The sequence below is a fragment of the Geodermatophilus sp. URMC 65 genome, from assembly GCF_053502545.1.
In genome coordinates this window covers 228,781-251,562 of the sequence record NZ_CP199954.1, presented here as the reverse complement: position 1 = coordinate 251,562, position 22,782 = coordinate 228,781, and the positions used below count along the sequence as shown (strand labels likewise).

Annotated in this window: 19 protein-coding genes; 12 read left to right on the top strand and 7 right to left on the bottom strand. The window is 75.0% G+C overall.

The window, feature by feature from the left end; translation table 11 throughout:
- From ACWIX7_RS01170 to ACWIX7_RS01160, 3 genes are read right to left on the bottom strand one after another with little or no spacing between them, the layout of a single operon-like run.
- The gene (locus ACWIX7_RS01170; protein WP_448619798.1) at positions 1-1,041 is read right to left on the bottom strand and encodes a molybdopterin-dependent oxidoreductase; all 1,041 of its coding nucleotides are present in this window, start codon (positions 1,039-1,041) and stop codon (positions 1-3) included.
- A gap of 14 nt (positions 1,042-1,055) precedes the next feature.
- Positions 1,056-1,811: an SDR family NAD(P)-dependent oxidoreductase gene (locus ACWIX7_RS01165; RefSeq protein WP_448619797.1), complete on the bottom strand. Its 756-nt coding sequence runs from the start codon at positions 1,809-1,811 to the stop codon at positions 1,056-1,058.
- A 25-nt stretch (positions 1,812-1,836) separates the two neighbouring features.
- Complete coding sequence (locus tag ACWIX7_RS01160) at positions 1,837-2,436, bottom strand: nitroreductase family protein (RefSeq protein WP_448619796.1); 600 nt, start codon at positions 2,434-2,436, stop codon at positions 1,837-1,839.
- Positions 2,437-2,571: 135 nt separating this feature from the next.
- Between ACWIX7_RS01160 and priA the strand changes: the two genes are divergently transcribed.
- The 3 genes from priA to hisF are packed head-to-tail and all read left to right on the top strand — an operon-like array spanning position 2,572 to position 4,483.
- Positions 2,572-3,303 carry a bifunctional 1-(5-phosphoribosyl)-5-((5-phosphoribosylamino)methylideneamino)imidazole-4-carboxamide isomerase/phosphoribosylanthranilate isomerase PriA gene (gene priA, locus ACWIX7_RS01155; RefSeq protein ID WP_448619795.1) on the top strand — a complete coding sequence of 244 codons (732 nt, stop codon included), beginning with the start codon at positions 2,572-2,574 and terminating at the stop codon, positions 3,301-3,303.
- Positions 3,300-3,692 carry a RidA family protein gene (locus ACWIX7_RS01150; RefSeq protein WP_448619794.1) on the top strand — a complete coding sequence of 131 codons (393 nt, stop codon included), beginning with the start codon at positions 3,300-3,302 and terminating at the stop codon, positions 3,690-3,692. The genes priA and ACWIX7_RS01150 overlap by 4 nt, the downstream gene beginning before the upstream one ends.
- Entirely contained in the window at positions 3,689-4,483 is a 795-nt protein-coding gene (gene hisF / locus ACWIX7_RS01145; RefSeq protein WP_448619793.1) for an imidazole glycerol phosphate synthase subunit HisF, read from the top strand. Before ACWIX7_RS01150 ends, hisF begins: the two co-directional genes overlap by 4 nt.
- 238 nt (positions 4,484-4,721) lie before the next feature.
- Here the strand turns inward: hisF and ACWIX7_RS01140 are convergent, their stop codons facing one another.
- Complete coding sequence (locus ACWIX7_RS01140) at positions 4,722-5,345, bottom strand: TIGR03085 family metal-binding protein (RefSeq protein ID WP_448619792.1); 624 nt, start codon at positions 5,343-5,345, stop codon at positions 4,722-4,724.
- A 104-nt stretch (positions 5,346-5,449) separates the two neighbouring features.
- Here ACWIX7_RS01140 and ACWIX7_RS01135 point away from each other — a divergent pair, with 104 nt between their 5' ends.
- Complete coding sequence (locus tag ACWIX7_RS01135; RefSeq protein ID WP_448619791.1) at positions 5,450-7,225, top strand: ABC transporter ATP-binding protein; 1,776 nt, start codon at positions 5,450-5,452, stop codon at positions 7,223-7,225.
- 73 nt (positions 7,226-7,298) lie between these two features.
- On the top strand, positions 7,299-9,125 hold the full coding sequence (locus ACWIX7_RS01130; RefSeq protein WP_448619790.1) for an ABC transporter ATP-binding protein: 1,827 nt from the start codon (positions 7,299-7,301) through the stop codon (positions 9,123-9,125).
- Between the two features lie 52 nt (positions 9,126-9,177).
- Here ACWIX7_RS01130 and ACWIX7_RS01125 read toward each other — a convergent pair whose 3' ends face one another.
- From ACWIX7_RS01125 to ACWIX7_RS01115, 3 genes are all read right to left on the bottom strand, one after another.
- The gene (locus tag ACWIX7_RS01125; RefSeq protein ID WP_448619789.1) at positions 9,178-10,167 is read right to left on the bottom strand and encodes a M28 family peptidase; all 990 of its coding nucleotides are present in this window, start codon (positions 10,165-10,167) and stop codon (positions 9,178-9,180) included.
- A 243-nt stretch (positions 10,168-10,410) separates the two neighbouring features.
- Positions 10,411-14,613: a Pls/PosA family non-ribosomal peptide synthetase gene (locus ACWIX7_RS01120; protein WP_448619788.1), complete on the bottom strand. Its 4,203-nt coding sequence runs from the start codon at positions 14,611-14,613 to the stop codon at positions 10,411-10,413.
- A 92-nt stretch (positions 14,614-14,705) separates the two neighbouring features.
- A complete protein-coding gene (locus tag ACWIX7_RS01115; protein ID WP_448619787.1) occupies positions 14,706-16,238 on the bottom strand; it encodes an aspartate aminotransferase family protein in 1,533 nt (510 codons plus the stop codon).
- Positions 16,239-16,737: 499 nt separating this feature from the next.
- Between ACWIX7_RS01115 and ACWIX7_RS01110 the strand changes: the two genes are divergently transcribed.
- From ACWIX7_RS01110 to ACWIX7_RS01080, 7 genes are all read left to right on the top strand, one after another.
- Positions 16,738-17,187, top strand: a complete 450-nt coding sequence (locus ACWIX7_RS01110) for a hypothetical protein (protein WP_448619786.1) — start codon at positions 16,738-16,740, stop codon at positions 17,185-17,187.
- A gap of 45 nt (positions 17,188-17,232) precedes the next feature.
- Entirely contained in the window at positions 17,233-17,739 is a 507-nt protein-coding gene (locus ACWIX7_RS01105; protein ID WP_448619785.1) for a hypothetical protein, read from the top strand.
- Between the two features lie 86 nt (positions 17,740-17,825).
- Positions 17,826-19,478, top strand: coding sequence for an FAD-binding dehydrogenase (locus tag ACWIX7_RS01100; protein ID WP_448619784.1), 1,653 nt, complete (start codon positions 17,826-17,828; stop codon positions 19,476-19,478).
- A gap of 70 nt (positions 19,479-19,548) precedes the next feature.
- Positions 19,549-20,184, top strand: coding sequence for a hypothetical protein (locus tag ACWIX7_RS01095; RefSeq protein WP_448619783.1), 636 nt, complete (start codon positions 19,549-19,551; stop codon positions 20,182-20,184).
- A gap of 36 nt (positions 20,185-20,220) precedes the next feature.
- On the top strand, positions 20,221-20,595 hold the full coding sequence (gene hisI, locus ACWIX7_RS01090) for a phosphoribosyl-AMP cyclohydrolase (protein ID WP_448619782.1): 375 nt from the start codon (positions 20,221-20,223) through the stop codon (positions 20,593-20,595).
- Positions 20,582-22,108, top strand: coding sequence for an anthranilate synthase component I (locus ACWIX7_RS01085; protein ID WP_448619781.1), 1,527 nt, complete (start codon positions 20,582-20,584; stop codon positions 22,106-22,108). Before hisI ends, ACWIX7_RS01085 begins: the two co-directional genes overlap by 14 nt.
- Positions 22,105-22,749, top strand: a complete 645-nt coding sequence (locus ACWIX7_RS01080; RefSeq protein WP_448619780.1) for a Trp biosynthesis-associated membrane protein — start codon at positions 22,105-22,107, stop codon at positions 22,747-22,749. The genes ACWIX7_RS01085 and ACWIX7_RS01080 overlap by 4 nt, the downstream gene beginning before the upstream one ends.
- Positions 22,750-22,782 lie beyond the last annotated feature (33 nt).

The window sequence follows — 22,782 nt, the reverse complement described above, 5'->3', positions numbered from 1 at the left end:
TCACTGCAGCGGGAACGGCGACTGCAGCCACCACGGCGCGTCGACGACCTCGACCCGCGCCACCCACTTCACCCACCAGAAGCCCCGCCGTCCCGGGGCCACCAGCCGTACCGGGGCGCCGTGTCCCGGCGACAGCGGCCGGCCTGCGGCGTGGGTGGCCAGCAGGAGCCCGCCCGCCTCGGACAGCGGCAGCCGGCGCCGGAACCCGGTGACCGAGACGACGTCGACGCTGCCGCCGTCCGGCAGCTCCCGGTCCAGGGAGGCGAGCAGCCGGTCCAGCCGCACGCCGCGCCAGTCCTGGACGCCGAACCAGCCGCCGGTGCAGTCGAGCGCCGCACGGACGACGTCCCCCCGGTCGAGGTCGGCGACCGGCACCCGCACCCGCCGACCCGGAGCGGCCAGCACGAGCACGGCAGCGGGGGAGCCCGGCACCGCGTCGGAGATCCACTGGGTGACCGGCATGGCCGCCGGCTCGTCGGTGCCGCGCTCGAACGAGCCCGTGGCCCGGCGCTGGGCGCCCGGTGCGCCGGTCAGTCGCAGCAGTCCCTCGCCGGCGCCCCACAAGGCCACGGCGCCGGCGCCCAGCGCACCGGCTCGCAGCAGGCCGCGCCGGCCGAGGTCGGTGGCCCGCGGCCGCTGCCGTCGTCCCCAGGCGTGGACGACGACCAGCGCGCCGGTGCCCACGCCCGCGGCCACGTGGACGTGCAGCACCGGGATCCCGGCCGACCAGGACCACGGCCCGGTCACCCCCACGGCGTGCAGGACCCCGGTGAGCAGCGTCAGGAGGGTCGCCACCCCGAGCGAGACGCCACCGCTGCCGGTGGGGCGGCGCTGCCACGCCCGCCGCACCACGACGGCCTTCCAGGGGACGAGCAGCAGCAGGCCGAGTCCGGCCGCCCCGTGCGCCGCGACGACCAGCCGCGCCGGCACCGGCGACCCGACGGCGAAGGCGAGCACGCCGGTGCCCCCGGCCAGCAGGAGCAGCGCGAGCAGGCCCACGTTGGTGCGCCGGCCGGCACGGCGGGGCAGCGTCAGGGCCACACGCCGAGTGTGCGTCAGCTGCGCAGGTAGGAGGCCCCGTTGACGTCGATGATCGTCCCGGTGCTGAACCGCGCCCCCGGCGACGCCAGCCACAGCACCGCCGAGGCGACCTCCTCCGGGCGGGCCACCCGGCCGTAGGGGGACTGCGCGCGGACGGCGTCCCCACCCGGTCCGTCGAGCACCTCGCGAGCCATCTCGGTCTGCACGAAGCCCGGGGCCACGGTGCCCACCGAGATGCCGTGCGGGGCCAGCGCGATCGCCATCGACTGGCCGAAGGCGTTGAGCCCGGCCTTCGACGCCCCGTAGGCGGGGGTGTCGGGCTCCCCGCGGAACGCGCCGCGGCTGGAGACGTTCACGACCGCGCCCCCACCGGCGGCGACCAGGTGCGGCACCGCGCGGAAGGTCGCGTTGGCCGCGCCGAGCAGATTGACCGCCAGCGTCCGGGACCAGGCCGCCTGCCACTCCTCGTAGGACACCGACAGCGGCGGGTGGGCGGTGAAGACGCCGGCGTTGTTGACCAGCACGTCGAGCCGGCCCAGCGCCGCAGCGGCCTCGTCCACCATGCGGCCCACCGCGTCGGCGTCGGCCAGGTCGGCCTGCACCAGCACGTGCCCGTCGCCGGGCAGCTGGGCCAGCACCGCCTCGGCGCGCTCCCGCGAGGCACCCCAGTGCACCGCGACGCGGTCGCCCGCGGCGGCGAAGGCGTGCGCGATCGCGCGGCCGATGCCGCGCGACCCACCGGTGACCAGGACGGCGCGGGAGTCGCTCACGCCGGGCAGTCAACCAGGGCCGCCGTCACCACCGCCCGCGGTGCACGACCTCCTCGACGCCGCGCCGCCCGCGGCGCAGGGACGGCGACCGGCGGTCCTCCGTGCCCGGGTAGCCGACCGACACCACGCCGACCGGCCGGTGGGTGTCCGGGACGCCGAACGCCGTCCGCAGGGCGTCCATTCGCTCGGCCGGGACGCCGAAGAAGCACGCGCCGAGCCCCTCGTCGACGGCGGTCAGCAGCACCAGCAGCGCGGCCATGCCGGCGTCGACGTCCCAGTAGGGGACCGGCCAGCGGGCCTCGTCCCGGTCGGTCCAGCCCTTGTCCGGCTCGGCGTAGCGCTCGAGGTAGGCGGCCTTCGACGACAGCGGCACCACCAGCAGCGGCGCGCGCCGCATCCGGGTCAGCCACCCGTCCGGGGCGCCGGAGGTGGTGGTCACCGACCAGAACAGCTCCCGGTCGGCGGCGTCCTCCAGCACCAGGAACGCCCAGCCCTGGGTGAAACCGGCCGACGGCGCCCGCAGCGCGTGCTCGAGCAGCCGCTCGCGCACCTCGGGCGGCACCGGCCGGTCGGGGTCGTAGTCGCGCACCATGCGCCGCCGGCGGACGACGTCAGCGAACTCCACCGCGCCACCCTGCCACCCCGCCGGACACGGCTGCCGCGGCCACGGGACGGCGCCGGCGTCCGGCCGGTGACGCCGCCGTGCACCCGTCCACCCGGTGACGCGGGCCACCGGCACGGGGTCCCTAGGCTGGAGAGCGTGCCGAAGCTGCAGCTGCTCCCCGCCGTCGACGTCGCCGACGGCCAGGCCGTCCGCCTCGTGCAGGGGGAGGCCGGCAGCGAGACCTCCTACGGCGACCCGCTGGAGGCCGCGCTGCAGTGGCAGCGGGACGGCGCGGAGTGGGTGCACCTGGTCGACCTCGACGCCGCCTTCGGCCGGGGCAGCAACCGTGAGCTGCTGGCCCGCGTGGTCGGCGAGCTGGACGTCGACGTGGAGCTCTCCGGGGGGATCCGGGACGACGAGTCGCTGACCGCGGCCCTGGCTACTGGCTGCCGCCGGGTCAACCTCGGCACCGCCGCGCTGGAGTCGCCCGAGTGGTGCGCCCGCGCCATCGCCGAGCACGGCGACCGCATCGCCGTGGGCCTCGACGTCCGCGGCACCCGGCTGGCCGCCCGCGGCTGGACCCGCGAGGGCGGCGAGCTCTACGAGACCCTCGCCCGCCTCGACGCCGAGGGCTGCGCGCGCTACGTGGTCACCGACATCACCAAGGACGGCACGCTGCGCGGGCCGAACCTCGACCTGCTGCGCGAGGTCTGCGCCGCGACGCCGCGCCCGGTGGTCGCCTCGGGCGGGGTCAGCTCGCTCGACGACATCCGCGCGCTGGCCGGTCTGACCCCGATCGGCGTCGAGGGCGCGATCGTCGGCAAGGCCCTCTACGCCGGCGCCTTCACCCTGCCCGAGGCCCTGGCGCTGACCGAGGAGGCGGCGTGAGCGTCCTGCGGTTCGGGTCCGGGGGGCCGTGGGAGGCGCTGATCGGGTACAGCCGGGTCGTCGTCCGCGGCGACAGCGCGTGGGTCAGCGGGTGCACCTCCACGGTGGACGGCGAGGTGACGCACCCGGGCGACGTCGCCGCGCAGGCCCGCCAGGCGTTCGACAACCTCGCCACCGCGCTCGAGCGGGCCGGGTTCGCGCTGACCGACGTCGTCCGCACCCGGATGTACCTCACCGACATGAGCCGCTGGGAGGAGCTCGGCCGGGCGCACGGCGACGTCTTCGGCGACGTCCGGCCGGCCACCGCGATGATCGGCGTCTCGGCGCTGCTGCACCCGGCGATGCTGGTCGAGGTGGAGGCCGACGCGGTGCGGGAGGGGGTTGCGTGAGCCTGGCCGTGCGGGTCATCCCGTGCCTGGACGTCGACGCCGGCCGGGTCGTCAAGGGCGTCAACTTCGTCGACCTGCGCGACGCCGGCGACCCGGTGGAGATGGCCCGCGTCTACGACGCCGAGGGCGCCGACGAGCTCACCTTCCTCGACATCACCGCCAGCTCAGGCGACCGCGAGACCACCTACGACGTCGTCCGCCGGACCGCGGAGAGCGTGTTCATCCCGCTCACCGTCGGCGGCGGGGTGCGCTCGGTGACCGACGTCGACCGGCTGCTGCGGGCCGGCGCGGACAAGGTCGCCGTCAACACCGCCGCCGTCGCCCGGCCCGAGCTGATCAGCGAGATCAGCGACCGCTTCGGCAACCAGGTACTGGTGCTGTCCCTGGACGCCCGCCGCACCCGCGACGGCGCGGTCACCGACTCCGGCTTCGAGATCACCACGCACGGCGGACGGCGCGGCACCGGCCGGGACGCCGTGCAGTGGGTGGTGCAGGCCGCCGAGCTCGGCGTCGGCGAGGTGCTGCTCAACTCCATGGACGCCGACGGCACCGAGGCCGGCTTCGACCTGGAGCTGATCCGGGCGGTGCGCCGCGAGGTCACCGTGCCGGTCATCGCCAGCGGCGGCGCCGGGGAGACCGCGCACTTCCCGCCCGCGGTCGAGGCCGGCGCCGACGCGGTGCTCGCCGCGACCGTCTTCCACTTCGGCAAGCTGCGCATCCGCGACGTCAAGGCCGCCCTCGGGGACGCCGGCGTCCCCGTCCGCCGGGAGAGCGACCACCCGCTGCGGTGACCGTCCGGCACGGCCCAGGGCACAGCCTCGCTCCAGCGATGATCATGGACTCCCGGCGGCGGCACGCCGGACACGTGCGGCGTGTCGCTCACCCCAGGTCCATGATCATCGACGGGCGGGGCCGGCAGCGGCGACGGGGTGGCGGTCGAGCCCCGATCCTCGGCACCGGCCGGCGAACCCACGGCCGCCCTGGGGGACCCCGCGAGCCCGCCGTGCGGCGGGGGCAGGAGGGCGTTCCTCAGGTGACGTCGACGCGGGCGGCGTCCTCGCGCCCGCTGGCCCACAGCAGCAGCTCCAGCGGCTCGCCCTCCACGACCGTCTCCGGCGTGCCGCTGCCGTAGCGCCGCTGCACCCCGGGGGCGTCGCTGCGGCGCAGCACCAGCGCCCCGGGCACCCGGCCGACGGCAGCCCGGCCGAAGAAGACGACGTTGCCCCACAGCAGGTCCTGCGCCTCCCGCGGGAGCTCGCGGGGCGCCCAGCCCGGCTGGGCCCGGCGGACGTCCTCGTGGTGGATGGCGTACTCCGCGGTGTCGACCACCGCGGCCACCGGTGGCCAGGCGGTCGGCAGCCACCGCGGCGGCCCGGAGCGCACGCGGGCGACCAGGTCGGCGTAGGGCGTGCCGGCGCGCAGGCGGTCCTCCGCGCGGCGGGACCAGGCGGCGAACGGCCGGCCGACCGGCGTCGTCTCCAGGGCGAAGCCGGGCATGGTGTCCGGCCGGCGGTCCCGGGTGACCAGGTGCGCGGCCAGGTGGGCGGTCGTCCAGCCCTCGCAGCAGGTGGGCGCGTCGGGTCCCAGCTCCTCGAGGAGGTCGGCGAGCGCCGCACGCTCGCGCGCGGCCAGCGGCCGGGAAGAGGAGGTCACCGGGCGGGGTTACCGACGAGGCGGCCCCCGGAAACAGCGCGCGATCACTCAGCGCGGCTACGTACAGTCGCGGACGCCGCCCCGCACGACCACCGAGGAGACCTGTGCCCCGCCGCCGAGACGCCGTCGTGCGGCGAGGGATGCGCCACGTCCGGCGCGCGATCGTCGAGCAGCCGGGCATGTTCACGCTGGCCTTCCTCGCCAGCAGCCTCTACGGCGGGATGACCGTCGCCAGCGCCTACGTGCTCGGCGAGGTCATCGACCGCGTCGTCCTCCCGGCCCTGGACGACGGCGTCACCTCGGCCGGCGCGCTCGCCCTGGCCGCGGCCGCCATCCTCGGCGTCGCCGTCCTGAAGATCCTCGGCATCCTCGGCCGGCGGCTGTTCGCCGGCGTCATGGGCTACCGGCTGCAGGCCGAGTACCGCCGCCGGGTGACCGGCCAGTACCTGCGGCTGCCGCTGTCCTGGCACCAGCGCCACCCGACGGGGCAGCTGCTGTCCAACGCCAACTCCGACGTCGAGGCGTCCTGGTTCTTCGTCGCGCCGCTGCCCTTCGCCTGCGGCGCGGTCGTGATGATCGGCATCACCGTGACCGCGCTGGTCGCCACCGACCCGTGGCTGGCGCTGGTCGGCCTGGTGGTGTTCCCGCTGGTGTTCGTGGTCAACGCCGTCTACTCGCAGGAGATGAGCCCGCGGATGCGGCGCGCCCAGCAGCTGCGCGCCGAGGTCAGCGAGATCGCCCACGAGAGCTTCGACGCCGCCCTGGTCGTGAAGACCCTCGGCCGGGAGGACGTCGAGACCCGCCGGTTCACCGAGCGCGCCGAGGAGCTGCGCGACGGGCTGGTCGCCGTCGGCCGGGTGCGCGGGCTGTTCGACCCGCTGATGGAGGCGCTGCCCAACCTCGGCACCCTGGCCGTGCTCCTCATCGGCGCCGGTCGCGTCGTCGACGGTGCCACCGACGCCGGCGCCCTGGTCTCCATCGCCTACCTGTTCACGCTGCTGGCGCTGCCGATCCGCGCCATCGGCTGGGTGCTGGCCGACCTGCCGCGCGCCCTGGCCGGCTTCGACCGGGTGACGCCGGTCCTCGACGCGACCGGTGAGACGCCGCACGGCACCGAGGCCGCCGTGGCCGGCACCGGCGGCGCGGGGCTGGGCGTGCGCGGGGTCGACTACGGCTTCGAGGGGGCGAGCCGCCCCACGCTGTCGGGCGTCACCTTCGACGTGGCGCCGGGCAGCACGGTCGCGGTCGTCGGGCCGACCGGGTCGGGCAAGTCCACGCTGGCCGGCCTGCTGGTCCGGCTGGTCGACCCCGGCACCGGCGAGGTGCTGCTCGACGGGGTCGACCTGCGCGCGCTGCGCGAGGGAGAGGTCAGCGCCCAGGCGGCGTTCGTCCCGCAGGGCACGTTCCTGTTCGACGACACGGTGCGCGGCAACGTCACCCTCGGCGCCGACGTCCCCGACGACGAGGTGTGGGCGGCGCTGCGGGTCGCCGCCGTCGACGACGTCGTCCGCCGGCTGCCCGAGGGGCTCGACACCCGGGTCGGCGAGCGGGGCGCCACCCTGTCGGGCGGCCAGCGGCAGCGGATCGCGCTGGCCCGCGCGGTGGTCCGCCATCCTCGGTTGCTGGTGCTCGACGACGCGACCAGCGCCGTCGACCCCGCGGTCGAGGCGCGCATCCTCGACGCCCTGCGCGATGCGGATCGGCCCTCGACCGTGGTCGTGGTTGCCTACCGGCAGGCCACCATCGCGCTGGCCGACGAGGTCGTCTGGCTCGAGGGCGGCCGGGTGCTCGCCCGCGGCAGCCACGAGCAGCTGCTGGCCGAGGTGCTCGGGTACGCCGCGCTGGTGCGGGCCTACGCGCAGACGGAGGTGGCTGCGTGAGCGAGCTTGCGAGCTCACCGATGTGCAGAGCAGCGACGCGAACGAGGCCGACGAGCGCCAGCGAGGAGGGCTCGTGAGCGCGATCGCCGAGCACCGCGAGGAGGGCGCCCTCGCCACCCTGCGCCGCGGCCTGCGGATGATGCCGGAGTTCCGCCGCGGCCTGCCGGCCACCTTCGCCCTCGCCCTGGTCGCCACCGCCGGCCGGGTGGTCGTGCCGATCGCCGTCCAGCAGGTCATCGACCGCGGCCTGGCCGGCCCCGGCGGCCCGGACCTCGACCTGGTGCGGAACGTCGTGCTCCTCTGCGCCGCCGTCGTGCTGCTGACCGTCGTCGCGGTCTACCGGATGAACGTCCGGCTGTTCCGGACGACGGAGACCGCGCTGGCCGGGCTGCGGGTGCGGGCGTTCCGCCACGTGCACGACCTCTCGGTGCTGCACCAGCAGGGGCAGCGCCGCGGCTCGCTGGTCTCCCGGGTCACCAGCGACGTCGACCAGCTGTCCACGTTCATGCAGTGGGGCGGCGTGCTGGGCGTGGTCAGCCTCGGGCAGCTGCTCGTGGCCACCGTCGTCATGGCGGTCTACTCCTGGCAGCTGACCCTCGTCGTGCTGCTGTGCTTCGTGCCGCTGGCGATCGCCGTGCGCTTCTTCGCCGCGCGGCTGGCCGTCGTTCACGGCGTGGTGCGCGAGCGGGTCGGCGACGTGCTGGCCGCGGTGTCGGAGTCCGTCGTCGGCGCCTCGACGGTGCGGGCCTACGGCATCCGCGAGCGCACCGCCGCCCGCCTCGACCGCGCCATCGGGCGGCACTACCGCGCGCAGGTCCAGGCGCAGAAGACCACCGCGGCGGTCTTCGTCAGCGGCGAGTTCGTGGCCGCCGTCGCCAACGTCGCGGTCGTCGTCGTCGGCGTCCTGCTCGGCCTGGACGGCGACCTCACGCCCGGCACCCTGATCGCGTTCCTCTTCCTCGTCACGCTCTTCGTCTCCCCGGTGCAGACCGCCAGCGAGGTGCTCAACGAGGCGCAGAACGCCGTCGCCGGGTTCCGCCGGGTGCTCGACGTGCTGGAGACCGAACCCGACGTCCGCGACCCGGCGGTCGCCGACCCGGCCACCGCGCGGGAGCTGCCGCACACGCCGCTGGGGGTGCGCTTCGAGCACGTGACCTTCCGCTACTCGCCGGGCGCGCGCCCGGCGCTCCAGGACGTCGACCTCGAGATCGCGCCGCGCCGCCGCGCCGCCATCGTCGGCGAGACCGGCTCGGGCAAGACGACGTTCGCCAAGCTGGTCACCCGGCTGATGGACCCCACCGAGGGCCGCGTGCTGCTCGGCGACGACGACGCCGGGTGGGTTCCGCTGGACCGGGTCGCGTTCGCCTCGCTCCGCCAGCGGGTGGTGATGGTGCCGCAGGACGGGTTCCTGTTCGATGCGACCGTCGCCGACAACGTGCGCTACGGCCGGCCGGGGCTCGCCGACGACGACGTGCGCGCCGCCTTCGAGGAGCTCGGGCTGGGCGACTGGCTGGCCGGGCTGGCCGACGGTGTGGCCACGCGGGTCGGCCAGCGCGGGGAGTCGCTGTCGGCGGGGGAGCGGCAGCTGGTCGCCGTGGCCCGCGCCTACGTCGCCGACCCCGACCTGCTGGTGCTCGACGAGGCCACCAGCGCCGTCGACCCGGCCACCGAGCGCCGGCTGACGCACGCGCTCGACCGGCTCACCGACGGCCGGACGACGCTCACCATCGCCCACCGGCTCTCCACCGCCGAGCGGGCCGACGAGGTGCTCGTCGTGGACGCCGGCCGCGTGGTCCAGCGCGGCTCGCACGCCGAGCTGGTGGACGCCGAGGGTCCCTACGCGCGGCTGCACGCCTCCTGGCGCCGGTCCTCGGCGGGGGAGCCCCAGCCGGCCGGCTGAGGTCCGGGGACCCACCGGCCGCCCGCCCGCGGGCAGGTCCCGGGATGAGGGCCTACGCGCCCGGACGGGTGTGCATCGAGACGGCGGCGTGGCCGACCGCGCCCGCCACGGCGCGAGTGCAGTGGTCCAGGGCAGTCCGATCGAGCGTGTCGAGCCGGTCCCGCTCGGTGTGGTAGTGCGGGTCGAACGGTTGGCCGGCACGCCCACCCCAGCGCTGGGCCTGCTTCTTCGTCTTGGACTTCCGGTCCCCGGTCCAGACGCCGGCCGACGGGATGCCGGCGTCGATGAACGGGACGTAATCCGATTCGTCGTCCAGCGGGACGGTCCTGGCGACGACTCCCGTCGCGGCGAGCTGCTCCACCACCAGGCACACCACCTGGGCCGAGCCGGGCGGACCCTGCTTCGCGCGGGACCTCCCCTCGCCTCCCAGCACGAAGTACCCGGGGTTCGGTGACGCCAGCATGTCGAGGTTGAGGTAGAGCAGGATGTCGTCGCGATCCGCGCGGGACAGCGTGTCGACGTAGTGGGCCGACCCCGCCATGTCGTCCTCCTCCGACCCCCAGAAGGCGAAGCGGACGGCGTTGCGGACGGGCGGTGACCCGCCCAGGCGAGTGGCGATCTCCAGCAGCGCGGCGACCCCGGAGCCGTTGTCGTTGATCCCGGGGCCCTTCCGGACCGAGTCCAGGTGGGCCCCGACCAGGACGACCCGTCGCGCGTCCCCCGTCCGGGTCTGGGCGATGACGTTGCGGCAGGAGGTCTCCCCGTCCCGACGCCGCCGCTTCGGCAGCGGGTACGCGGGGGTGCTGACGTCGTGGCCTGCGGCGGAGAGGATCTCGGCCACGTAGTGGACGCTCGCCTCGTACCCGGGGCCGGGGCTGGCACGGTTGCCCCCGTTGTCGTCGGCGATCCGCTGCAACGCCAGGAGGTGCGCGCCGGCGCCCGCGCCGGTGGCCGTGGCCGTGGCCCGGAGCCTCCGTTCCAGGACGACGTCCGCCAGAGGCGGGCACGGCTCCGCCGAGATCTCGGGCAGCTGATCAAGCACCGCCAGAGGAACTCGTCGCGCTTCCGCGTCCCCTCGTGGGGCGGTGCGGCTCCCGGACTCGCCGGCGGACCGCCGCCGCGTCGACCGATCCCGGCGGTGCCCGGCGGTGAGCTCCGCTGCTGTGTCCTCTACACCCATGGGGTACTTCCGCAGCGGGAAGGTGCACGACGACGGAACCTGCTCCGCGGTGGCGCGAGCAGGCACGTTCCACCGGCCGTCGGCGTCGGCTGCACGTGCAGGCGATCACCCCGTCCGCGTCGTCGGTCGGTGCGGTGCCGGGGGGACGTCGGCGCCGGGAAGACGTCCGCGCGGGGACGGGATCTCGGGGTCCGGGACGGCGCCGACCTCGGCCGCAGGGGACGAGGACGCACCCACCGGCGGAGCCGCGACCGGTGCCTCTGCAAGCGTGATCAGACGAGCGGGGTTCCCCACCCAGCGTTCACCGGGTCCGACCTGCTCGCCCTTCATCAGGAAGGCGTCGGTCTCCAGGACGGCGCCTTCCCCCATCGACACGCCGTAGTGGACGAAGCCCCCGATGCCGATGGTGCTGCGCGCCGCGATCCGGATGTGGTCGGACTTGAAGGCGCCCTCTTCCAACGAGTGGCTCTGGATGACGCTGTGCTCACCGAGGCAGCAGTCGTCACCGATGCTCACCAGGCTGCGCTCGGTCATCCAGCACCCGTCGTCGAAGACGCGCCGGCCGATCCGGACGCCGAGGGCCCGCCACAGGAGCCCCTTGAACGGGGTGCCGTTGAGCGTCAGGGTGTAAAACTGCTCCGGTACCTTCCAGTACCGCTCGTGGCGCCAGAACCGGGGATCGTAGATCGAGCACTGCATGGGCCTGGGCCGCGGAAGGCACCGATCGACGAGCGCCGGATAGACGATCGAGAAGACGAGCATCCCGGCGACACCGGCTCCGGCAAGGGTCGCGCCGACCAGCCCCGGTTCACGGACCGTGGCGGTGAGGATGAGGACGAGGCCCACCGCGTGCAGCCAGCGGACGAACAGGAACAGGGCCGCCGTCACCGCGTTGTGCCGGTTCTTGAGGCGGAGGGCTGCCCGGCGCCGAGCGGGGTCCCGGTAGTACTCCTCTACGGCGCGGTCCCGTTCGACCGAACGCGGGATCTCGAAGGGCGGGGAACCCAGCAGCCCGACGCCGGTTCGGATCGGTCCGTCGACCGGGACGTGCACCTTGGTCGCCAGCAGGCAGTCGTCGCCCGTCCGCCCCCCTGGCGGGTAGACGACGTGGTTGCCCACGAAGTTGTCGGCACCCAGCGCCACCCGCCGCACCCGGAACGACGTGGCCGAGAAGTCGGCGTTCATCATCGACAGCCCGTCGGAGACCATCGTCCCCGAACCGACGGCGCTGAGCCCCGGCACCTCCTGCTTGACGGCCATCCCGAAGTTCGAGCCGGTCTGCACGACCCGGGAGAGGTCCCACCCCATGGCGCGCAGCCAGTGCACGATGGCCGAGCTGTCGCCGAACAGGTACATGAAGAAGCGCCGGCTGGTGAGACCGGCCACCGAGTGCTGAACCGCCCACCGCCAGCCGTACAGCGGGAAGACCCGGTCCGCGGGCAGAGCCCAACACAGCAGCCGAGGGAGGGCGACCGTGGTGATGACCCCCAGCACGACGGCGCCCCAGAAGAAGGCGCTGGTGAGCAGGGCCTCCCGGAGGTAGTGGCGTGGGTCGGTCAATGACAGAGGAGTGGGGTCGTCGGCCTGCGGCAGAAACAGCAGGGAGAGCAGAAAACCCGCCGGGATCCACACGAGTACGGGGATCAGCAGCTGCAAGGCGCCATAGCAGAACCGGCGACCCCGTCCGACCGCCATCGCCCGGGGACGATCCAGCGGCCGGCCGGCGGGCTCCGCAGGGGACCCGATCCAGCGCTGCCCGGCAGGGATCACCTGGCCGGCGTGCAGCGACGAGGCGTGGCCCAGCTCTGCGCCGTCCCCGATGATTGTGTCCACGTCCACGACGGTCTCCTCGCCGACCACCGCATCTCGTCCGATGGACGTCGGCCCGGTCTCGAGGTAGCCGCCGGCCACGCGGTAGCCGCTCAGGAAGGAGTCCTTGCGGATGACCGCTCCCGGTCCGAGGGTCAGCAGGTCGGTGCAGACGGGCAGGTGGCTGGTCAGCACCAGGGCGCCGCGGCCCACGTGAGCGCCGAGGGTCCGCAGGTACAGCACGAGCAGCGGCGAACCGCGGTAGAGGGCCAGCGGGCAGCTCCGGACCAGTGTCTTGACGACCCAGAAGCGGAAGTACCGCAAGCTCCACACCGGGAACCGTTCGACCCGCCAGCGCCCGACCAGCAGCCACTTGGCGGCGATGGGCAGGGCGCAGATGGCCAGGAACGTGGCGCCTCCCCACACCACCGCCCGCTGGTAGGTGGGCAGGAACCCACTGGCCGCGGAGATCCATTGGGTGCCTTCGACCAGCACCAGCCCGACCAGCCACGACCAGGCGAGCACGGTCAGCAGCTGCAGCGCGCCACACACCACGTGCCGGTACCGCCTGGGCGCTGCTGGGACTCCCGGCGGCACCGTGTCGACCGGTGCCGTGACGACCTCGCGGCCGGCCAGGACAGCGGCCAGCGCCCGGACGGTCGGGTTTTGGTACACGTCCCTGTTGGACAGCGTCGGCAGGTCGCCGCGTTCCCGGATCCGCGCGCAGATCCTCGCGAGGAGGAGCGAGTCGGCACCGAGGTCGTCGAACAGGTTGCTGGTCACCGAGATGCCGGACACTCCGAGGACCGTGCCCACCACGTCGGCGAGGGTCTCCTCGAGGGGGTTCTCCGGTGCCGTGTACGGCCCGTGGTCGGACAGCTGACGGGGCCCGCGGGGTGGCGGCAGCGCCTTCCGGTCGGCCTTGTCGCTCGTGGTCATCGGGATGACCGGCAGCTCCTCCAGGTACGCGGGGACCATGTACATCGGCAACCGCCCGCGCAGGTGGGCGTAGGCAGCGCCGACGTCCAGCGCCGCCGCCCCGCCGCGCAGCGTGTAGTAGCCGACGAGCTCCACCGCTCCCGGAGCCGGCTCGTGGGTGGACACCACGGCCTGCGCCACGCCGGGCAGCTGCAGCAGGACCGACTCGATCTCGGTCAGCTCGATGCGGTAGCCGCGGATCTTGACTTGGGTGTCGATCCGGCCGTGGTACTCCACCTCGCCCTCGACGATGCAGCCCAGGTCGCCGGTCCGGTACAGCCGACCGGACGGGTTGTCCGGCAGCCCCACGCGGTCGGGGACGAACGCCCGGTCGGTGAGGTCGGGCCGGTTGAGGTAGCCCGTCGCCAGGCCGATGCCGGCGATGGCGATCTCGCCTAGCCGACCCGGCGGCAGCGCTGCCTCCCCGTCGGGATCGAGGACTGTCACGGAGTACCCGGGCAGAGGGCTGCCTAGGGTGACCGGCCGGTCGGGGTCGACGACCGAGAGGGTGGCCGTGACCGTCGTCTCGGTGGGCCCGTAGGTGTTGAGGAAGCGGCGGCCGGGGCGGTGCCAGCGCGCGACCAGGTCCTGCGGGCAGGCCTCACCGGAGACGAGCAGGAAGCGCACCCCCGGGAGGTCGTCGTCGAGGGTCGCGAGCAACGTGGGCACGCAGCACAGGGCGGTGACCCTGCGATCGGTGAGGAACTCGTGCAGGTCGGCCCCCAGGAGGCTGCCCCCCGGCGGACGGGGCACCAGGGTCGCGCCGACCGCCCAGGCCACCCAGATCTCCTCGACGGAGAAGTCGAAGGCGATGGTCAGGCCCTGGTACACCCGGTCGTCCCGACGGACCCCGTAGACCTCCGCGGCCACGCCCACGAAGTGGCAGATCGCGGAGTGGTCGATCATCACGCCCTTGGGCCGCCCGGTCGTCCCCGACGTGTACACGACGTAGCACAGGCCGTCGTCCTGCTGCGGGATGTCCGGCCCGGCTGCGGTCGGCGCCGGGCGTCGGTCGTCCTCGGCGGCGGGATCGCCGGCGTCGTCGTCGACACAGAGGACCGGCACGGGCAGGCCGTCGAGTCGGCCACGGGCGCCGGCCGTCGTCACGACGAGCCCCACACCGGCGTCCTCGAGGATGTAGGAGATCCGATCAGCGGGGAAGGTCAGGTCCAGGGGGACGTACGCCGCGCCCGCCTTCAGCACGGCGAGCAGGGCGGTGTAGGTGGCCACGGGTTCGTCGCAGAGGAGGGCGACGCGGGAACCCGGTGCCACCCCTCGCCGGCGCAGGAGGTGGGCCAGACGGTTGGCCCGGACGTCGAGCTCGACGTAGCTGAGCCGCTGGTCACCGGCGTCGACAGCCAGCTGGTCGGAGCGCCCCGCGGCGGCGAGCGCGTCGACCTGCCGTTCGAAGACCTGCTCCAGCCGTTCTCCGGGCCGCCAGCGGTGCCCGGCCGGGCCGAGCTCGCCGACCAGGACTGCCTGGTCCCGCGCTGGCCCGTGTCCGCCGATCAGCTGCGCCACCGCCGTCCGCGGGGCGTCACCCGGCTCGGGAGCACGGCGTCGCCCGCCCCCCGGGGCCTGGTGACGCCCGACCCCGGTCGACGACCTTTCCATCACCGATGGGGTGGCTGGGTGCGGGGCGACGGGATCCGCGCGCCATCGCCGAGGGCAGTACCGGCTCCGCGAGACGCGGTCGGCAGGCCGTCGATCGCCTCGCGCAGGCTGGTCGCGAGGATCTCGCACGCCAGGTCGACGGTCTCGGCCGTGACGTTCAGCGGGGGCAGCATGCGCACCACGCAGTCGTCCCGTCCGCCGCACTCGAGGATCAGCCCACGCCGCAGCGCGCGGTGCTGGACGTCCCGGGCGAGCTGCCCCGCGGGGTGGCCGGTCACGGGATCGGCGAGCTCGACGCCCCACATCAGGCCGACGCCCCGGATCTGCCGGACGTGAGGGAAGTCCTGGAGCGGGGCCAGCAGATGGTCGATCTGCAGACCGCGCTCGCGCACGTTGTGCAGGACGCCGTCGCGGCGCACGACCCGGACCATCTCGGCACCCGCGGCGAAGGCCAGCTGGTTGCCGCGGAACGTGCCGGTGTGCGCACCGGGGGCCCACGTGTCGAGCCGCCGGTCGTAGATGATGAGCGCGACCGGCTGCCCGATGCCGCTGAGTCCCTTGGACGTCACGATCACGTCGGGCTCGATCCCGTACTGCTCGAAGGCGTACCAGGTCCCTGTCCGGCCACACCCCGTCTGGACCTCGTCCACGACGAGGGGGATGTCCAGGGCGCGGGTGAGTTCCCGGACCCGCCGGGCGTAGTCCACGGTCGCCGGGATGACGCCGCCCTCGCCCTGGACCAGCTCGAGGATGACGGCGGCCGGCAGGGGGATCCCCCCGTTGCTGTCCGTCAGCGCGCGCTCGAGGTACGCCACGCAGTTGGTGGTGCACCTGTCGGGGGTGAGCTCCACGGGGCAGCGGCCGCAGTAGGAGAACGGGAAGAAGTGGATCCCCGGGACACCGTTGGGGACGGGGCTCTTCTGCTCGACCAGGCCGGTGACCGCCATGGCCGCGTGACTGCTGCCGTGGAACCCGCCCTGGAAGGAGATGACGTCGCCTCGTCCGGTCGCGGTCTTGCACAGCTTGAGGGCCGCGTCCACGGCGTTGGCCCCGGTGGGGCCGCAGAAGTGGATACGCATGCGGTCACGCATGGAGTCGGGGAGCATCGACAGCTGGGCGTCGGTGAAGGCGTCCTTCGCGGGCGTGGGGAGGTCCAGTCCGTGGACGTGCCGGCCGAGCTGCTCGACGACGGCCTGGACCAGGTCCGGGTGGTTGTGGCCCAGGGAGAGCACGCCTGCTCCCGCGAGGAAGTCGATGTACACGTTGCCGTCGAGGTCGCGGACGCGGCTGCCGGCCGCCTCGGCGATCGCGATCGGGAGGTGCCGGGGGTAGGTGCGAGCGCGGGACTCGCGCTGCTCCTGGCGGGCGAGCAGTTCGGCCGACCGGGGTCCGGGCAGCCCGCCGCGGACGTGCGGTTGCTCGTCGGCGAGGCCGGGGGGAACGGCGGCGGGAGTGGTGGGTCGGTCCGTCAGCTGGGCGGAGCCCACGGAGCCAGCGTCGGGGCGGATCGGGGGCGTCGCGGTGTCGGTCATCGGCGTGGATCCTCTGTCTCGGGATGCGGGTGTAGCTCGATTCGTCCTTCGTGTGTCCGTGGGTCCACGGCTGCAGGGCGGGGGTGGGTCCGAGGCGTGGGTCGTGGGGGTCCGGCAGAGGAGTCGTCCCACGCGTGAGGGCGCCGTCAGCAGGCCGTGCGCTCCGGGTGAGGAGCCGGCCGATGCCGGCGGACGGACCTCGTGAGGGGTGGTCGACGTGGCCGCCCGGCCTTGCCTGACAGCGTCCTCATCACGCTCGCCGCGATGAGTCCGGCGGATTTGTCAGCGGATGGTTAATGGAGGCGGCAACCGTTTAAGGCACGCCCAGCACGTGTCAACGCCCCGGTGCGCCCCACCCGGTTCCGGAACCGCACTGTTGCGTGTCGGGACCGCGTGTGCCCACGGCGTGTCGCACGGTGCGGTCGTGCCCCCGGCGGTGCACGGGCAGGACGGCGACGGGATGCGGACGGTGAGTGAGCGGGGGGCCTAGCCTGCGGGTGTGGCCACTCCCCGCGACCGCGGCCGTCCGGCAGCCGACCTCCCGCCGCCGGACGCGCGCATGCCGCCGCTCGCGCTGACCGCCGGCGTCCTCGGCCTCGTCGGCGCGCTGCCCACGCTCTTCCTCGCCGTCGTCGCCGTGGCGCTCGGCGGGCTCTCCGCGGACGCCGGGCCCGACCCTTGGACCTACCTGCTGCTCGCCGCCCCGGTGGTCCAGGTCCTCGGCGCGGCCTGGCTGCTGGCCCGCCGCAGCTGGCTGCTCCTGGTCCTGGCCGTCGTCCCGGTCGCGGTGCTGGCCGGTGCGGTCGTGTGGGCGGCCGCCGGCACCGCGGACGCCGGGAACCCGGCCCTGCCGCTGCTGCTCCTGGTGGCCCCCGTGCTCGCCGCGGTCCTGGCGGCCACCCCGCGGGTGCGCCGCTGGGTGGCCGGACGGCCGCGCCGCACCCGCTGACTCTCGTCCGGCCGGCGCACAGGCGGCCGACCTACGCTGCCGACCATGGCGTCGTCCTCCTCCCGCAGCCGGGCGGCGGCGCGTCGCTCGCCGCGGGCGGCGCCCTACCGGCAGGACCCCCCGCCGAGACCCGCCGGGCGGCCGGTCCTCGCCCCGTTCGCCGCCGTCTTCGGCGTCCTGGTCGCCGCCGAGTACCTGTGGCTGGCCTGGCTGCTCCGCGACCCGGAGGTGGGGACGCCGTGGTTCGTCGCCGTCCCCGCGGTGCTGGCCGTGCTCGCCCTGGCCGGCGCGGCGCTCGTCGTCCTCGGGCGGGCGCGGGCGTGGCTGCTGCTGGCCGCCGTCAGCGTCGTCCTGGTGCTCTGCCTGCTGGGCACCGCCGTCCTGTTCGGCGCCCTGGGCCTGGGCGCGGTGGTCGGTCAGACGCTGCTGCTGCTCGTCGGGCCGCTCGGCTGCCTGGTGCTCGCCGTCCGTCGCCCGGTGCGGGAGTGGACGGGCCCCGCCGGGGCGACGCGGGCCCCCGAACGAGGCCGCCGGACGCAGCGCACCGGCTAGCGTGCAGAACGTGACCGAGCTTGCGAGGTCACGCAGAGATGCGGCATCGCCGATCACGTCGGCGACGAGCGCCAGCGAGGAGTGACGTGATCGACACCGACGTCGTCGTGGTGGGGGCGGGCCTGGCCGGGTTGGTCGCCGCCGCGGAGCTGGCCGATGCGGGCACGCGGGTGGTGCTGCTCGACCAGGAGCCCGAGCAGTCCCTGGGCGGGCAGGCCTGGTGGTCCTTCGGCGGGCTGTTCCTCGTCGACTCGCCCGAGCAGCGGCGGCTGCGGGTGCACGACTCGCTCGAGCTGGCCCGGCAGGACTGGTTCGGCAGCGCCTCCTTCGACCGCGAGGAGGACCACTGGCCGCGCCGGTGGGCCGAGGCCTACCTGCAGTTCGCCGCGGGGGAGAAGCGCGCGTGGCTGCGCGAGCAGGGCATCGGGTTCTTCCCGGTGGTCGGCTGGGCCGAGCGCGGCGGGTACACCGCCACCGGCCACGGCAACTCCGTGCCGCGCTTCCACATCGTCTGGGGCACCGGCCCGGGCATCGTCGAGCCCTTCGCCCGCCGCGTGCGGGCCGCCGCCGACCGCGGGGTGCTGCAGCTGCTCTTCCGGCACCGCGTCGACGAGCTCGTCGTCAGCGGCGGCGCGGTCACCGGTGTCCGCGGCACCGTGCTCGAGCCCAGCGACGTCGCCCGCGGTGAGGCGAGCACCCGGAACGCGGCCGGGGAGTTCGAGGTCTCGGCGCAGGCCGTCGTCGTCACCTCCGGCGGGATCGTCGGCAACCACGACCTGGTCAGGCAGAACTGGCCCGCCCGCCTCGGCCCCGCGCCGCAGCGACTGCTCTCCGGCGTCCCGGCGCACGTCGACGGGCGGATGCTGCAGGCCACCGAGGCCGCCGGCGCGAACCTGATCAACCGCGACCGGATGTGGCACTACACCGAGGGCATCGCCAACCACTCGCCGGTCTGGGCGCGGCACGGCATCCGGATCCTGCCGGGGCCCTCGTCGCTGTGGCTTGACGCGACCGGCAAGCGGCTGCCGGTGCCGCTGTTCCCCGGGTTCGACACCCTGGGCACGCTGGCCCACATCGGGCAGACCGGCCACGAGCACACCTGGTTCGTCGCCACGCACAAGATCGTGGAGAAGGAGTTCGCGCTGTCGGGCTCCGAGCAGAACCCCGACCTCACGGGCAAGGACGTCAGGCTGCTGCTCAACCGGGCCCGCGCCGGCGTCGCCGCCCCGGTCCAGGCCTTCCTCGACAAGGGGGAGGACTTCGTCGTCGCCCGCACCCTGCCCGAGCTGGTCGCCGGGATGAACCGGGTCACCGGCGGTACGCCCGAGCTGCGGCTGGCCGACGTCGAGCGCGAGGTCGTCGCCCGCGACCGCGAGGTCGCCCACCCCTTCACCAAGGACCTGCAGCTGACCGCGATCCGCGGCGCGCGCAGCTACCTCGGCGACAAGCTCATCCGCGTGGCCCCGCCGCACCGGCTGCTCGACCCCGAGGCGGGCCCGCTGATCGCCGTCCGGCTCAACCTGATCACCCGCAAGACCCTCGGCGGGCTGGAGACGGACCTCTCCGGCCGCGTGCTGCAGCCCGGCGGCGCGGTCTTCCCGGGCCTCTACGCCGCGGGCGAGGTGGCCGGCTTCGGCGGGGGCGGCATGCACGGCTACCGCTCGCTGGAGGGCACCTTCCTCGGCGGCTGCCTGTTCAGCGGCCGGGTCGCCGGCCGGGCGCTCGCGGCCGCGCTGTGAGAACGACGCGCGAGGGAGCATCGCAGGGAGCGCTGGCGACCGAGGAGCGGATCGAGTGCGGAGTCGAACCATGGACCCTGTGACGTCGCACCCGAGCCCGTGGTCGGACCCGGCGACGGAGACCGAGCCGGGCGCCCCCTACGCCGGGCCGCCGCCGACGGCGATGCCGTACTGGACCCCGGCCGTTCCCCACCCGGCCCCGTGGCCGCAGCCGTGGCCGCCGGCTCCCGCCCGGCCGCAGCGGCCCGGACAGGTGATCGCGGCCGCGGTGCTCGCCTTCGTCCAGGCCGCGGGCGTGGCCCTCGCGACCGCCTACCTCCAGCTGCTCGGCACGGTCTTCTCGATGGCCGCGGACCAGCCCGGCTTCCCGGCCGACGGGGCGGCCCTGGCCGCCGAGGCCGGCGTGCTCGCCGTCGTGCAGCTGACCTCGGTCGTCGTGCTGGTGACCGGCGGCATCCTGGCGCTCACCCGCCGCAGCGCCCTCGCCCGGTGGACGCTGGTCGCGGCGCTGGTCCTGCAGCTGGCGCTGGCCGCCTACTGGTCGGTGCGCCTGCTCACAGCGTTCGACTCGGCGACGGGCGTGCTGCTGCTCCTGGTCGTCTGCTTCGCCGCCGGGCCAGCGGTCGCCCTGGGGCTGAGCTCGGGGCGGCCCGCGCGCGCCTGGTTCGGGAGCAGCCCTGGTGGGGGGACGACGCCGCACCGGTGACCCGGCCGCTCGGCGGCGGGTGGGACGATCGGTCGCATGTCCGCCGTCCCCGCCGCCGAGTCCGCCCTGGACCCCGCGGTCGCCGCGCTGCTGCGCCGCGACCCCGCCGGGCTGGTCGCCGCCGTCGTCCAGCAGCACGACACCGGTGAGGTGCTCATGGTCGCCTGGATGGACGACGAGGCGCTGCGCCGCACCCTGACCAGCGGCCGGGCCACCTACTGGTCGCGCAGCCGGCGCGAGTACTGGGTGAAGGGGGAGACCTCGGGGCACCGCCAGTGGGTCCGCGACGTCCGCCTGGACTGCGACGGCGACGCGCTGCTGCTCCTCGTCGACCAGGAGGGCCCGGCCTGCCACACCGGCGAGCGGTCCTGCTTCCACCGTGAGCTGGAGGTGACCCGTGCGGCTCGGTGAGACCACCCCGTCGCGGGAGGAGTTCGCGGCGCTGGACCAGCCGATGGTCCCGGTCACCCGGCGGCTGCTGGCCGACGGCGAGACCGCGGTCGGCATCTACCGCAAGCTCGCCGGGAACCGGCCGGGCACGGTGCTGCTGGAGTCCGCCGAGCAGGGCAAGCAGTGGAGCCGGTACAGCTTCGTCGGCGTCCGCAGCGCCGGAGTGCTCACCGAGCGGGACGGCGCCGCGCTGTGGTTGGGGGAGGAGCTGCCCGGCCTCACCGACGACCTGCCCGCCGACCCGCTGGCCGCCGTCCGCACGCTGGCCCGCCGGCTGCGCTCGCCGCGCCGTCCCGACCTGCCCCGGCTGACCGGCGGTCTGGTCGGCTACCTCGGCTACGACGTCGTCCGGCGGCTGGAGCGGCTGCCGGTCACCGCCGTCGACGACCTCGGCATGCCCGAGCTCGCGCTCATGCTGGTCACCGACCTGGCGGTGCTCGACCACCACGACGGCACGGTGCTGCTGATCGCCAACGCGTTCGCGGGGGCGGCTCGGGGCGGGGAAGACGGGCAGGGCTCGGAGGGCTACGACGACGCGGTGACCCGGCTCGACGCGATGGCCGCCGACCTGGCCAAGGCCGCGCCGCCCGGCGTGGCCACCTTCGCCACGGTCGCGCCGCCGCCGGTGCAGAGCAACATGGCGCCCGGCGTCTTCGAGGACGGCGTGGAGCGCGTGCGGGAGCACATCCGGGCCGGGGATGCCTTCCAGGTGGTGCTCTCGCAGCGCTTCGAGGTGCCCACCGAGGTCGAGGCCCTGGACCTCTACCGGGTGCTGCGGGCGACCAACCCCTCGCCGTACATGTACCTGCTGCGCTTCGCCGGGCGGGAGTCGCCGTTCGACGTCGTCGGCTCCTCGCCGGAGGCGCTGGTCACCGTGACCGGAAGCTCGGCGGTCGTCCACCCGCCGGCCGGCACCCGCCCGCGGGGCGCGACCCCCGAGGAGGACGCGCGGCTGGCCGAGGGCCTGCTCGCCGACCCCAAGGAGCGCGCCGAGCACGTGATGCTGGTCGACCTGGCCCGCAACGACCTGGGCCGGGTCTGCGTGCCCGGCACGGTCGAGGTGCCCGACTTCATGCGCATCGAGCACTACAGCCACGTCATGCACCTCGTGTCGACCGTGGCCGGCGAGGTCGCCCCGCGGTGGGACGCCCTCGACGTCTTCGACGCGACCTTCCCGGCCGGCACCGTCTCCGGGGCGCCCAAGCCGAGCGCGATGGCGATCATCGAGTCGCTTGAGCCCACCCGGCGGGCCCTCTACGCCGGCACCGTCGGCTACGTCGATGCCGGCGGCGACCTGGACATGGCCATCGCCATCCGGACGGCGGTGCTGCACCAGGGTCGCGCCTACGTGCAGGCCGGCGCGGGCGTCGTCGCCGACAGCGACCCGGCCACCGAGGAGGCCGAGACCCGGCACAAGGCGCGCGCGGTGCTCTCGGCGATCGCGACGGCGGAGGGGATGCGGGAGCTCGCGTGAGCGGGCAGGGGCGTGGGCGAACCGGGACCGTCCGCCGCGAGATGGCCGCGGCCGTCGTCGGGCTGGCCGCGGCCGGGGGACTGGCGCTGTCCACCGGCGGTCAGACCTGGCTCACCGCCACCGTGGCGCGACCCGAGCCCCTGCCACCGGTCACCGAGCGGCTGACCGGCTCGGAACTGGCGCCCCTGGTCCCGGCCGGCGGGCTGCTGCTCCTTGCGGCCGCCGTCGCGCTGGTCGCCGTCCGCGGTGCTGCACGGGTGCTGGTGGGGCTGCTGGCCGCCGTCGCCGGGGGAGTGCTCGGCTGGTCGGGCCTGCGGACCCTGGCGACCGGGGGGGACGGCGCGGCGGCGGGCGTGCTCGGCAGCGGGACGCCGGGCAGCACGGTCACGACCGCGGTGTCCGCCGCCTGGCTGGTGCTGGCCCTCGTCGCGGGGCTGCTCGCCGCGGCGGCGGGCCTGCTCACCGTGCTCCGCGGCCGCACCTGGCCGGGCATGGGACGCCGGTACGAGCGTGCGGCCGCCACGGCCACGACGGCCCCCGCCCCCGCCCGTCGGCGGACCGACGAGGACCGCGCGCTCGACGTCTGGCGGGCGCTCGACCGCGGCGAGGACCCCACCGAGGGGATGGCGGAACACCGCTGAGTACCCGGGGCCGCCTGCTCCACACCCCGTCCG